General features: G+C 59.7%; 16 protein-coding genes. 5 read left to right on the top strand and 11 right to left on the bottom strand.

Annotated elements, in window-relative coordinates:
* Positions 1-7: 7 nt before the first annotated feature.
* Positions 8-580, bottom strand: coding sequence for an elongation factor P (locus tag HKK54_RS19395; protein WP_003218698.1), 573 nt, complete (start codon positions 578-580; stop codon positions 8-10).
* A 49-nt stretch (positions 581-629) separates the two neighbouring features.
* Positions 630-1,763, bottom strand: a complete 1,134-nt coding sequence (gene earP / locus HKK54_RS19390; protein WP_169387504.1) for an elongation factor P maturation arginine rhamnosyltransferase EarP — start codon at positions 1,761-1,763, stop codon at positions 630-632.
* 131 nt (positions 1,764-1,894) lie between these two features.
* On the opposite strand from earP, the gene HKK54_RS19385 reads away from it, so the two are divergent.
* Together HKK54_RS19385 and HKK54_RS19380 are read left to right on the top strand one after the other, a co-directional pair.
* Positions 1,895-2,263, top strand: a complete 369-nt coding sequence (locus tag HKK54_RS19385) for a hypothetical protein (RefSeq protein WP_169387503.1) — start codon at positions 1,895-1,897, stop codon at positions 2,261-2,263.
* Between the two features lie 15 nt (positions 2,264-2,278).
* Positions 2,279-2,761 carry a GreA/GreB family elongation factor gene (locus tag HKK54_RS19380; protein ID WP_169387502.1) on the top strand — a complete coding sequence of 161 codons (483 nt, stop codon included), beginning with the start codon at positions 2,279-2,281 and terminating at the stop codon, positions 2,759-2,761.
* 5 nt (positions 2,762-2,766) lie between these two features.
* Here HKK54_RS19380 and cysB read toward each other — a convergent pair whose 3' ends face one another.
* The 5 genes from cysB to HKK54_RS19355 all read right to left on the bottom strand — a co-directional run bounded on the left by cysB (position 2,767) and on the right by HKK54_RS19355 (position 6,694).
* Complete coding sequence (cysB, locus tag HKK54_RS19375; protein ID WP_010176165.1) at positions 2,767-3,741, bottom strand: HTH-type transcriptional regulator CysB; 975 nt, start codon at positions 3,739-3,741, stop codon at positions 2,767-2,769.
* A gap of 104 nt (positions 3,742-3,845) precedes the next feature.
* The gene (locus HKK54_RS19370; RefSeq protein WP_010176167.1) at positions 3,846-4,346 is read right to left on the bottom strand and encodes a universal stress protein; all 501 of its coding nucleotides are present in this window, start codon (positions 4,344-4,346) and stop codon (positions 3,846-3,848) included.
* Between the two features lie 63 nt (positions 4,347-4,409).
* Positions 4,410-5,327, bottom strand: a complete 918-nt coding sequence (locus HKK54_RS19365; protein WP_010176168.1) for a 5'-nucleotidase — start codon at positions 5,325-5,327, stop codon at positions 4,410-4,412.
* 15 nt (positions 5,328-5,342) lie between these two features.
* Complete coding sequence (locus HKK54_RS19360) at positions 5,343-6,305, bottom strand: putative 2-dehydropantoate 2-reductase (protein ID WP_169387501.1); 963 nt, start codon at positions 6,303-6,305, stop codon at positions 5,343-5,345.
* Entirely contained in the window at positions 6,302-6,694 is a 393-nt protein-coding gene (locus tag HKK54_RS19355; RefSeq protein WP_010176170.1) for a hypothetical protein, read from the bottom strand. The genes HKK54_RS19360 and HKK54_RS19355 overlap by 4 nt, the downstream gene beginning before the upstream one ends.
* Between HKK54_RS19355 and HKK54_RS19350 the strand changes: the two genes are divergently transcribed.
* Together HKK54_RS19350 and HKK54_RS19345 are read left to right on the top strand one after the other, a co-directional pair.
* On the top strand, positions 6,693-7,127 hold the full coding sequence (locus HKK54_RS19350; protein WP_010176171.1) for a PilZ domain-containing protein: 435 nt from the start codon (positions 6,693-6,695) through the stop codon (positions 7,125-7,127). The genes HKK54_RS19355 and HKK54_RS19350 overlap by 2 nt on opposite strands.
* 133 nt (positions 7,128-7,260) lie before the next feature.
* A complete protein-coding gene (locus HKK54_RS19345) occupies positions 7,261-8,337 on the top strand; it encodes a 3-deoxy-7-phosphoheptulonate synthase (protein ID WP_003218719.1) in 1,077 nt (358 codons plus the stop codon).
* A gap of 112 nt (positions 8,338-8,449) precedes the next feature.
* Here HKK54_RS19345 and HKK54_RS19340 read toward each other — a convergent pair whose 3' ends face one another.
* Complete coding sequence (locus tag HKK54_RS19340; RefSeq protein WP_003189869.1) at positions 8,450-8,731, bottom strand: GNAT family N-acetyltransferase; 282 nt, start codon at positions 8,729-8,731, stop codon at positions 8,450-8,452.
* 626 nt (positions 8,732-9,357) lie between these two features.
* Between HKK54_RS19340 and oprI the strand changes: the two genes are divergently transcribed.
* Entirely contained in the window at positions 9,358-9,609 is a 252-nt protein-coding gene (gene oprI, locus HKK54_RS19335) for an outer membrane lipoprotei OprI (RefSeq protein WP_003172710.1), read from the top strand.
* Positions 9,610-9,741: 132 nt separating this feature from the next.
* On the opposite strand, the gene HKK54_RS19330 is transcribed toward oprI, so the two are convergent.
* The 3 genes from HKK54_RS19330 to HKK54_RS19320 form a co-directional block, all read right to left on the bottom strand.
* Positions 9,742-10,710, bottom strand: coding sequence for a L,D-transpeptidase family protein (locus tag HKK54_RS19330; protein ID WP_010176177.1), 969 nt, complete (start codon positions 10,708-10,710; stop codon positions 9,742-9,744).
* A gap of 72 nt (positions 10,711-10,782) precedes the next feature.
* Positions 10,783-11,076: a hypothetical protein gene (locus HKK54_RS19325; RefSeq protein ID WP_169387500.1), complete on the bottom strand. Its 294-nt coding sequence runs from the start codon at positions 11,074-11,076 to the stop codon at positions 10,783-10,785.
* 56 nt (positions 11,077-11,132) lie between these two features.
* A complete protein-coding gene (locus HKK54_RS19320) occupies positions 11,133-11,738 on the bottom strand; it encodes an arylesterase (protein WP_010176178.1) in 606 nt (201 codons plus the stop codon).
* Positions 11,739-11,748: the final 10 nt, after the last annotated feature.

Raw genomic sequence — 11,748 nt, 5'->3', positions numbered from 1 at the left:
GCAAGAATTACTTCTTGGCGCGACCTTTGTACGAACCACCTTCACGGGTGTCGATCTCGATCAGGTCGTCGATTTCGATGAAATCGGCCACTTGCAGTTCGGTACCGTTAGCCAGCTTGGCAGGCTTCATCACTTTGCCCGAAGTGTCGCCGCGAGCGGAACCTTCGGTGTAGGCAACCTTACGCACGATGGTGGTCGGCAGCTCTACGGAAACCAGACGGTCTTCGAAGAAGATAGCTTCGCAGACGTCTTCCATGCCTTCTTCCACGAACGGCAGAACGGCTTCGATGTCTTCAGCGTTCAGCTCGTACATGGTGTAGTCGGTGGTGTCCATGAACGTGTAGGTGTCGCCGCTGATGAAGGACAGGGTCGCTTCTTTGCGGTCGAGGATCACGTCGTCCAGTTTGTCATCGGCGCTGTAGACGATCTCGGTCTTGTAACCGGTCAGCAGGTTCTTCAGCTTGGTCTTCATGATTGCGCTGTTACGACCAGACTTGGTGAACTCAGCTTTCTGAACCAGCCAAGGGTCGTTTTCGAGACGGATCACTGTACCGGGTTTCAGTTCTTTACCAGTTTTCATTGCGAATATCCGAAATTTGGATGGGATTTACAAAAATCAAGGTCGCGTATCATATCCAATTTACATAAAACTGTACCAGCGCCGTCGCAAGATCGGTCCGCGAGCCTTGTTCCAGAGCCCATCTTTCGGCGTTCGCGGTCACTTCCGGCCAGTGTTCGAGGAGCATTTTCCAGCTTTGTGCCATATCGCCATCAGCGTTCCAGGCCTGCCAAAGAGTGACCAATGCGGTTTTTGCGGCGGGTGACAGGCCCTCGGTGTACAGCTCAAGGAAGGCATCCAGCTTGTCCAGGTGAATGTCTTCGTCCTGGCGGTAGATGTGCCACAGCAGGGGTCGACCGGCCCATTGCGCCCGCACAAAGGAGTCTTCGCCGCGCACGGCGTTGAAGTCGCAGCACCAGAGCAATCGGTCGTATTGCTCCTGGCGTACGAACGGCAGCACCTGCACCGTCAAGGCATCGCGCTGGTGCACGTCGCCCACGCTTAACGACTCGACACCCAGCCAGCGCTGCACATCACCCAGGATCCGCCCTTCCGGCACCAACAGATGAGTGGCACGCCCATCGGCGGCCAGCACGTCGAGCCAACTGGCCAGCCCGGCGTTTTCGTAGGCAAACAACGACATGATCCGCGCGCCAGTGGTCGGGAAAACCCCAAGCGCCTGCAGAAACTGCTGCCGGGCGGCGGCGTCTTGCTGGAAGGCATCGCGCTGTTCCAGCAGCCCGGCTTCGCGCAGCAAACCGCCGGTACCGGGACGGAATCCGGGAAAGAAGAAGTACTTTTGCACGCCCTTGAATTTCACCGAAGGCAGCCCGTGGCAGCCAACTACCCAGTCTTCGGCGCTCAGGTAATCCAGGTTCATCCACAACGGCGTGCGTTCGCGTGCGGCCATCGCTTCCATGTAGTCAGGCGGCAATTGGCAGGCGAATGCGGCGATCACCACGTCTGCCGCGTCGGTCTGCGGCCAGTCGCAAGGCCAGTGGCGCACGTCGACGCCCTCTTGCCACTGCTGGTGCACCTGCACATCAATCTCGGGGCACATGCGTTCGAATGCCCGCAGGTCATCGACCCACAGGCGCACCGCACAACCGTGTTCCGCCACCAATTGCCGGGCCAGGCGCCAGGTCACGCCAATGTCGCCGTAGTTGTCGACGACGCTGCAAAAAATATCCCAGCGGGCTTTCATTCCGGGCTCCAACATTCAAAGGCTCGATTGTCCGCATAAAAGCCTCGATTGCGAAGGGTTGATCACGATTATTCTGCACGCGGCTGTGGGACAATCGGCGCCATGCCGCACGTGCCCGCCAGGAGGCCACCATGTCTGATCGTTCGTTCTCGCTGTTCAAGCTCAGTATCGCCGTGGCCTTCGGCTTGTGGCTGGGGTTTATCGCCATCGTGCTGAGCGTATGGCTGGGGTCCCGCTATTTGCCTGAGCAAACCGTGGCACCGGTGACCCGAATGGTGCAGCAGTTGGGCAAACCGGAGGTGGTCGCACCGGAGCCGCCGAACCGCATGTTCGAGCAGTACCAGGAGAACCTGCGCAAGCAGGAGCAACAGCAGACCCTGGACCAGGCCCGCAATAACCCGCGCAACCTGTCCAACCCCAAATGCCAGTTCTGGCTGCAACAGGACCAGAACGCCCCCAACGACAAGAGCCGGGCCAACGTCCTGCAATTTTGCGATTGATCACGAAAGCCGCCCATGAATAAGTACGCCGTTCACCAATTGGTCCTGGACAAGCTCGCGGTCGATCTCGATATCGCCCAGCGCGCTGCGCAAACTGCGTACGAAACCGCAACCCACGAAGAAAACATCGCCGAGAACAAGTACGACACCCTGGGGCTGGAGGCATCCTACCTGGCCGCCGGCCAGGCCCGGCGCGTCGAGGAAATCAGGCAGGCGCTGACGCTCTGCCAGAACATGCAGCTGCGTGCCTACGATGACCAACGCGGGATCGAGGTGGGCGCATTGCTGGGGCTGGTGGATGAAAACGATCGCCAGCAGTGGCTATTCCTGGCACCGGACGGCGCAGGGTTGAAAGTCGATGTGGTGGGGCAACCGGTGACCGTCATCACCCCACGCTCGCCCCTGGGCGAAAGCCTGTTGGGCAAGTTCGAAGGGGATGAGGTGGAGATTCTGGTGGGAGGCGCTCGGCAACAGTTTGCTGTTACCGAGGTGAAATAAGCCGATCAGTGAACCGGCAGTTCAACGCCGTCGAACAGCTCTTCCAGTTCCTGCTTGTTGTGGCACTGGATGGCCTTGGCCATGACTTCGCGCGTCAGGTGCGGGGCGAACTTCTCGATGAAGTCGCACATGAAACCGCGCAGGAAGGTGCCACGACGGAAACCGATCTTGGTCACGCTGGATTCGAACAGTTCGCTGGCATCGAGCACCACCAGGTCGCTGTCGAGCTTGGTGTCGACCGCCATTTTGGCGACGATGCCGACGCCCAGGCCCAGGCGCACGTAAGTCTTGATCACGTCGGCGTCGGCGGCGGTGAACACCACTTTCGGCGTCAGGCCGCGGTGGCTGAAGGCTTCGTCGAGTTTCGAACGGCCGGTGAAACCGAATACGTACGTCACAATCGGGTATTCAGCCAGGGCTTCCAGGGTCAGCTTCGGCAGCTTGGCCAGCGGGTGACCTTGAGGGACCACCACGCAGCGGTTCCAGCGGTAGCACGGCATCATCACCAGGTCGCCGAACAACTCCAGGGCTTCGGTGGCGATGGCAAAATCGACGGTGCCGTCTGCGGCCATCTCGGCGATCTGCATCGGCGAACCCTGGTGCATGTGCAAGGCCACGTCCGGGTACTGCTTGATGAAGCTGCTGATCACCGGTGGCAGCGCGTAACGTGCCTGGGTGTGGGTGGTGGCGATCGACAGGGTGCCCTTTTTCTCGTTGGAGAATTCCTGGGCGATCTGCTTGATGCTTTCGACCTTGCGCAGGATCTCGCCAGCAGTGGTGATGATGCGCTCACCGGCCGGGGTGACGCGGGTCAGGTGCTTGCCGCTGCGCGCGAACACTTCAACGCCCAGCTCGTCTTCGAGCAGGCGGATCTGCTTGCTGATACCGGGTTGCGAGGTGTAAAGGCTTTGAGCAGTAGCGGAAACGTTGAGGTCGTGGTGCGCCACTTCCCAGATGTAGCGCAGTTGTTGAAGCTTCATATGTGTCCCTCAAAGCGGATAGACGCCACGGGTATCAGCGACGGTATATAACTATATTAAAGGTTAGACGGATAAATCTAGAACTTTTTATCGTTTTCTACCAATCACACGTCATCACTGCGTCGACGCTGCAACAGCGGCACCAGGTACACCGGCACCTGAGACAGCTGCAACACCCGTGCGGCGGTTCTCCCCAGGGGTGTCGCCACCCCGACCGCCTGGCTGTGACTACCTACGATCAACAAATCCACGGAGAGTTTCTGCGACTGGTCGAGAATCACTTCGCAGGGATCGCCCTGGATCACTCGCACCGAACGGATCAACTTGAGGTCCTGCTCCCCTTCCCCCAGCTCCTCGCGAAAACTGTCGAGCACCCGTTGTTCGATGGTTGCCATCACCGTGGTCAGCCCCTGGCTTTGCCATTCACTCAAGGCCCGCTCATCAAGGTAGCTCTGCAACACCGATTCGGCGAACAGCCCGATGGGCTCGACCACATGAATCACATACAGATCAGCCTTGAACGTTCGTGCCAGCGCCAGGGCATGTTGCATCACATAAGGCGCGTACAGACCAAGGTCCGTGGCGTACAACATCGAACGAATCATAGAACCTCCTGGACAGCCAGGATGGCGGAGATTGATTCAGCTTAGCAGCGCCTTTGGCAGTGCTCAGCCCTCGGTCTGAATTTTCAACTCGTTACTGATCCCATGGGGGACGTGCCCGGTGGCCACGAACTCCCTGGCCTTCTCGCAATGCCCTTCCTGGTCATCGAAAAACACATCGGCGGCAAAGGCTTCGAGGAACGCCGACTTTTCCAGGCCACCGAGAAACAGCGACTCGTCGAGACGGATATCCCATTCGCGCAGCGTGCGAATCACCCGCTCGTGGGAAGGTGCAGAACGGGCGGTCACCAGCGCGGTACGGATCGGGCAGGACTCGTCGGGGAACTCACGCTGCAACAAATTGAGCGCCGCCAGGAAACCCTTGAACGGACCGCCGCGCAACGGCTCGCGTGCCGACTCCCGCTCGCTGGCCTGGAAGGCTTCCAGGCCTCCCGATTGGTAGATGCGCTCCGACTCGTCGGAAAACAGCACCGCGTCGCCGTCGAAAGCGATCCGCAATTCAGCGCTGGAAGCCCGCCCTGCGCCGCCCGACAAAATGGTCGCGGCGGCAAACCCGGCATCCAGGGCGCTGCGCACATCTTCGGCATGGGTGGACAGGAACAGGTGGCAACCAAACGCGGCCAGATAAGGATAAGGACTGCGCCCGCCGACGAACGCGGCGCGGGAGATGTCCAGGCCGTAATGCTGGATCGAATTGAACACGCGCAAGCCGGTGTCGGCACTGTTGCGCGACACCAGCACCACCTCGACCCGGGCACGGCCGAGGCTGGCGTTGAGGCTCAGGAGTTTCTTCACCAGCGGGAAGGCGTCACCGGGCTCGAGGGTTTCTTCCTCGTGGTCGATCTGGTACTTGCGATAGGCCTCGACCCCTTGTGCCAGGTAAACCCTGTGGCTTTCGCTCAGGTCGAACAGGGCCCGCGAGGAAATCGCCAGCACCAGTTTGTCGCCCAATCCCTTTGCCATGTGTGTTCCCCCGAATCAGCGGTTATGCCGATCAATAAAACTCAAGGCCTGGTACAGCGCCTGCATGCGTGGCAATTCACAACCCGCCGCCTTTGCGGCAGCCAAGGGGCGTGCGTAGATCGCCGCCAGCTCCAGCGGGCGCTTGTGCACGTAATCGTGATACATGCTGGGCAGGTAGTCATCCATGCTCTCGGTCATGGTGAACATCTGCCCGGCGTAACTGGCGGGGATTTCATGCCCGCACGCGTGGGCACCCTGCACCACTTCGGCCATCAGCGCCTGGATCAGTTCGCGGCTGGACTCATCCGCCATCATCGCCGTGGTGCCGGTGCCAAACAATACCGAGAGACCGTTGTACGGCACGTTCCACACCAGTTTATGCCAGCGGGCCTGATGCACATTGGCCATGGCCTGGGAATCGATGCCGGCCTGGTGAAACAGTGCAGCCCCTGCTTCGACAATCGCCTGCCGGTCGGCGTCATCGTTTGCCGCCGGGCCACTGTGGTAACCCAGGTTGACCCGGCCCAGCGCCTGGTGCTCGACAATTCCCGGCCCGGAGCGATGCACACCGATGTAGCACAGGCCACCCAGCAGGTGCAGCGACGGCGGCAGGTGTTCGCGCAGGCTGTCCTCTACGTCGAGGCCATTTTGCAGGAGGATGACTTTGGCGTCCGGGGCGGCGATCTGGGCGATGGTCGGGGCCAATTCGACGTTACCCGTCGATTTGGTGCCCACCAGCAGCCAGTCGCATGGCGGCATATCTGCGGCGCGGGCATAGGCCTGCACCGGGTGAAGGTGCACCGTTCCGTGGATCGTGCTGTTAAGTTGCAGGCCGCGCTCGCTGACCGCCGCGTACTCGCTGCGCAACAGGAAATGCACATCGAAGCCGGCACGCGCGAGCATCAGACCGTAGAAGCCACCAATGGCCCCGGTGCCGATAATCCCGATCCGTGGCGACTGCTTTGTTACGTCAATCATGGCAACTCCTCTGGAATTCGTTTGAGCGCCTGCTGCACACCCTGAGTCAGGTCGCCGGCGGTCAGACGCGTCAATGACGCTAATATTCCATGGAATTTGCCGTCACACACCACAAACAACGCCGGCAGATGAAAGATCTCGTAGCGCTCCACCGCGCCACCATTGTGACCTGCATCCACCCAGCAGACCCGGTCCACCGGCAAGTCCCAACCCGGCAGTTGCTGGTGCAGGAAGCGGCAGCGCGAGCATCCGTCACCGGTAAACACCAGCAGCGAGGTGCCCGGAAGCCCCAACAATTGCTGGTCGATATCCAAATCGGTAAGGTGCAGTTCTTTCACTATACTGCTGCCACCGCCGTCAACTGGACGGTGCTCGGAGTCCGTGTGCATGGGTCGTTTCTTTCCTCACCCTGATGATGTCGCTGTCGAATTAACCCAACGTCCCATTTCCGGCATTTCCCGCCAACGGCTGCACACTATCGGCCTGGGCGGCGTCGCTTGCAATTACCCCCGCGCCTGGCGCCAGGGCACGGCCATCGAGATGCACATCCCTTCACTGGGCCTGACGGCCCGCTATCCGGGCTACGTAGCCTGGTGCCGCAAGGCTGAAAACGGCTACCGCGTCGGCATTGCCTTTACCGATGAGCAGGCCTTGTTCGGTGCGCGGATGGGCGAGCAAGTGTGCCAGATCGAACGTTACTGCCGGCTCAACGAAGGCGCCATGCCGACACCCCGGCAGAGCGAAGCCCTGGCCCGCGAATGGGTCACACGCCATGCCAGCGAGTTCTCCCATGAGGCTTTTGTGCAGGCAGCGCTGGATTAAAGCGGCCTTTGCCCATTGTCTCCCAGGCTTGTAACGCGCTAAGGTTCCGCTCCCCGCTGCACTTAAATCATGCTGTGCTCCGCCGCACGGGGATCGCTGGCGGCCGGCACCCGTGACCCTGACGAGTAACACGATGGCTGATTTACCGATCAACGACCTTAACGTCGAATCCAACGAGACCCTGATCACGCCCGATCAGCTCAAGCGCGAAATCCCCCTGAGCGACGCTGCCCTGCAGACCGTCACCAAGGGCCGCGAAGTCATCCGTGAGATTCTCGACGGCACCGACCACCGCCTTTTCGTGGTCATCGGGCCGTGCTCGATCCATGACCTCAAGGCTGCCCACGAATACGCCGAGCGCCTGAAAGTGCTGGCGGCGGAAGTGTCCGACACCTTGTATCTGGTGATGCGCGTCTATTTCGAGAAACCGCGTACCACTGTCGGCTGGAAAGGTTTGATCAACGACCCGTACCTGGACGACTCGTTCAAGATCCAGGATGGCCTGCACATCGGTCGTCAACTGCTGCTGGACCTGGCGGAGATGGGCCTGCCGACGGCAACCGAAGCCCTTGACCCGATTTCCCCGCAGTACCTGCAAGACCTGATCAGCTGGTCGGCGATTGGTGCGCGCACCACTGAATCCCAGACCCACCGGGAAATGGCTTCCGGCCTGTCCTCGGCGGTCGGGTTCAAGAACGGCACCGATGGCGGCCTGACCGTGGCTATCAATGCCCTGCAGTCGGTTTCCAGCCCGCACCGTTTCCTGGGCATCAACCAGGAAGGTGGCGTGTCCATCGTTACCACCAAGGGCAATGCCTACGGTCACGTGGTGCTGCGTGGCGGCAACGGCAAGCCCAACTATGACTCGGTCAGCGTGGCCCTGTGCGAACAGGCGCTGAACAAGGCGAAGATCAAGCCGAACATCATGGTCGATTGCAGCCACGCCAACTCCAACAAAGACCCGGCCCTGCAGCCGCTGGTGATGGAGAACGTGGCCAACCAGATTCTGGAAGGCAACCAGTCGATCATCGGCCTGATGGTCGAGAGCCACCTGAACTGGGGCTGCCAGGCGATTCCAAAGGACCTGGCCGACCTGCAATACGGCGTATCGATCACCGATGCCTGCATCGACTGGTCTGCTACCGAGACCACCTTGCGCAGCATGCATGCCAAGCTCAAGGACGTCTTGCCCAAGCGCCAACGCGGCTGAGCAAAGACTGCGGACACAAAAACGCCGGGCTAAGCCCGGCGTTTTTTTTGATCGTTCCCTCGCTCTGCGTGGGAATGCCGCCTGGGACGCTCCGCGCCCCGCCTTACGCTACTCAGAGCTTCGCGGCATGGCGCTGGTGGCGCTCCATGTAGCGCTCCACGTAGGAGCAGGACGGGATCACCGTATAACCTGCCTCTTCGGCAAACTTCAACGCTTCCTCGGTGAGCGCGGCAGCGATGCCACGGCCTCGCAGCGCGTTGGGCACGAAGGTGCGATAGATATCCAGGGTCTGCTTCCCAAGGTCCATATAGGTCAGATAGGCACGATGACCGTCCACATTGGTCTCGAACTGATGACCAGCCTGGTCATGGTGGATGGACAACGCCTCGCTCATCACTACTCCTCGCGGGTCTTGGTTTCTGACCCCTACCTTACCGATGTTTTTCCGGCGAAGGAACATCTACGCCACCCGGTGCCGGTTTCGACAACGAGAAAAGCCGCCAGTGCCTTGCACTAGCGCTCACAACCAGCCCATGGAAATAGTAGGCACCAATCACGTAATTGCTCAAGGCGCACTCGTCATCCTTCTGCGCTGGCGGACATAGAAAGGGCGATCGAGCATCCTTAGGTCGATGGCCTGAACATTGCCGGCAGTTGAAGCTTGAGACGAACACCCGCTCTTAAAGTCACCTCTACATGCACAAAAGATACCGAGGGGCGAAAAGACAATCTGAACAATAGTGTCGGGGACGATATATAAAATGACTTATGTTTACATGGCTTAACACATGCCAGCCGGCCCTTTCAGGCTGGATCCAATCCCCGGCAGAGTGCAAAAATCTGGATAATTTTTATACAGACTCTCAAAAGATTAGCCAAAATAGATTGGCCGCGAGAATTTTTTTTGCTTCTTGCGCTACGTCAGTTTACTTACTACAAGTAATGGGTAGTATGTACGCCGGCTATTAGCTCACTCTGAGAAAGTAGCCATTTAATAGAAAGTCCTTGAAGGGGAACACGATGAACAACGTTCTGAAATTCTCTGCTCTGGCTCTGGCCGCAGTTCTGGCTACCGGTTGCAGCAGCGTCTCCAAAGAAACCGAAGCTCGTCTGACTGCAACTGAAGACGCAGCAGCTCGCTCCCAGGCTCGTGCAGACGAAGCCTACCGTAAAGCTGATGAAGCTCTGGCTGCTGCTCAAAAAGCACAACAGACTGCTGACGAAGCTAACGAGCGCGCTCTGCGCATGCTTGAAAAAGCAAGCCGCAAGTAATAATCCTTCGGGGTTGTTATCAAGCCGATCCATTCTTGGATCGGCTTTTTTTTGCCTGGAATTTGGCTGACGTCCGGGCAATAAAAAACCCGCTACCGCGCAAGGCGATAACGGGTTATGGCACCTGCAGGCTTATTGCTGCAGATCGACCGGCGTGCTCGACACCATCGGCGCCCCGCCCGGCACACCGATTTCAGTCGGCAAACCGTCTTCGGCGGCAACGACATCACGCACCTGGTCCCAGTTGACCCGCAGGTTGCTGGACAGGTCTTCACGCTTGAGCAAGGCGTTGATCACCGCAGTGTGCTTGTCGACCACCGACGGGGTGCCGTCGTCGTTCAGCGGCGTATGGGCTTCCAGATACACCTTGCCACCGGCTGCGCCGAACTTGTACGCATCGTTGATGATCCGCACCGACGTGCCCACCGGCACCATACTGGCCATTTCCAGCACGTTGTTATTGAACATGCGGAAGCAGCCGTGGCTGGTGCGGGTGCCAATGCCGAACTTCATGTTGGAGCCGTGGATCAGGTAACCCGGTGTGCCCAGGGTGAACTTGAACGGCCCCAGCGGGTTGTCCGGGCCGGCCGGCACCACGTTGGGCAACGGGTCGCCATTGGCGGCGTGCTCGGCCTTGATCGAGGCGGGCGGGGTCCAGGTCGGGTTCGGGATCTTGCCCGTGATCGTGGTGTGGGCCACCGGCGAGCCCCAGCCCTCACGGCCAATCCCCAACGGGAACGTGTACACCACGTTCTGGCCCTTGGGGTAGTAGTAGAGCCGGTATTCCGCCAGGTTGATCACGATGCCCTCACGCGGGCCCGGCGGCAGGATGAAGCGCGTCGGCAACACAATCTCGGTACCCGCCCCCGGCAACCAGGCATCGACGCCCGGGTTGGCCGCGACCATCTCCGAATAACCCAGGTCGTAGGTCGTGCCCAGGTCGGCGAAGGTATCTTCGTACTTGGCCTTGATCACCTGGACCTGGCCAACGATATCTTCACCCGGTGGCGGCAAAGGCAACTGCAAGGCTGCGGCGGAACCGGCCGCGCAGAGCGCAGCAAGAGACAGGCAGCAGGTGACGACGGAGAGGCGCGACAACATCCGGGAATTCCTTCGCAGATCGACGGGTAGTAAAAAATGGATTGTACACGGCTGCCCGGCGGGCACCCATATTCAAAGTTCGAAGCGCAGCTCTGGCCAGATCGGCGGTGTGCCGCGCTTTTGCGACTCCAGGATCGCCCGGCACAAGGGGCACAAACGCTGGTCCTGGAAGATCGAGCGATCCACCGACGACCAGCGTGGCTGAGCGGGCAATAACGTACCGCAGAGGGTACGGTCGATGGACCCGCCCAACTCCAATTGACGCGTCACCAGATGCACCCGGACTTCCTGGCAGGCGAACAGATCCAGCTGCTCGTTAGGCTCGATCAGTTGGTAGGCAAACAGGGACCAGGCAGGACGCGACATCGGGGGCTCCAAATCGGGGGCGCCACCTTAGCCGAAAGACCGCTGCTAGAAAAGCGTCATAGCAGTGGTTTTAGCGTTGGCCAGACATTTTCCAGCAACTTGCCCTGCGCGCCAACTGCCGGGTGCAATTGGTCAGCCTGCATCAGCTCTGGATGGCCGCCGATACCTTCCAGGAAAAACGGCACCAGCGGGACGTTTTTTTCCTTGGCCAGGGCCCCGTAAACCTCGGCAAACGCGGTGGTGTATTTAGGGCCGTAATTGGGCGGCAACTGCATGCCCAACAACAGCACCTTGGCACCACTGGCTTTGGACTGGTCGATCATCGATGCAAGATTTTGTTTCAATTGCGCAGGTGGCTGCCCACGCAAGCCATCATTGCCCCCCAGCTCAATGATCACCAGGTCGGGCTTATGCTCTGCAAGCGCCGCCGGCAGCCGCGCCAGACCTCCGGCACTGGTGTCGCCGCTGATGGAGGCGTTGACCACTTTATCGTCGAAACCTTCGCTCTTGAGCCGTTGTCCCAACAACGCTACCCACCCTTTGCTGGTATCCAGCCCGAAACCGGCACTGATACTATCGCCAACGATCAGGACTGTACCCGCCGCTGCGTTCTGGGCCATGCACATCAAGGCCAGGCCAGCACTCAAAAACCACATTCGCATTGGATTCTCC

This window comes from Pseudomonas sp. ADAK13 (assembly GCF_012935715.1).
Classification (GTDB): Bacteria; Pseudomonadota; Gammaproteobacteria; order Pseudomonadales; family Pseudomonadaceae; genus Aquipseudomonas.
The sequence above is the reverse complement of the archived record's forward strand: the minus strand, read 5'-3'. Positions and strand labels throughout refer to the sequence as shown.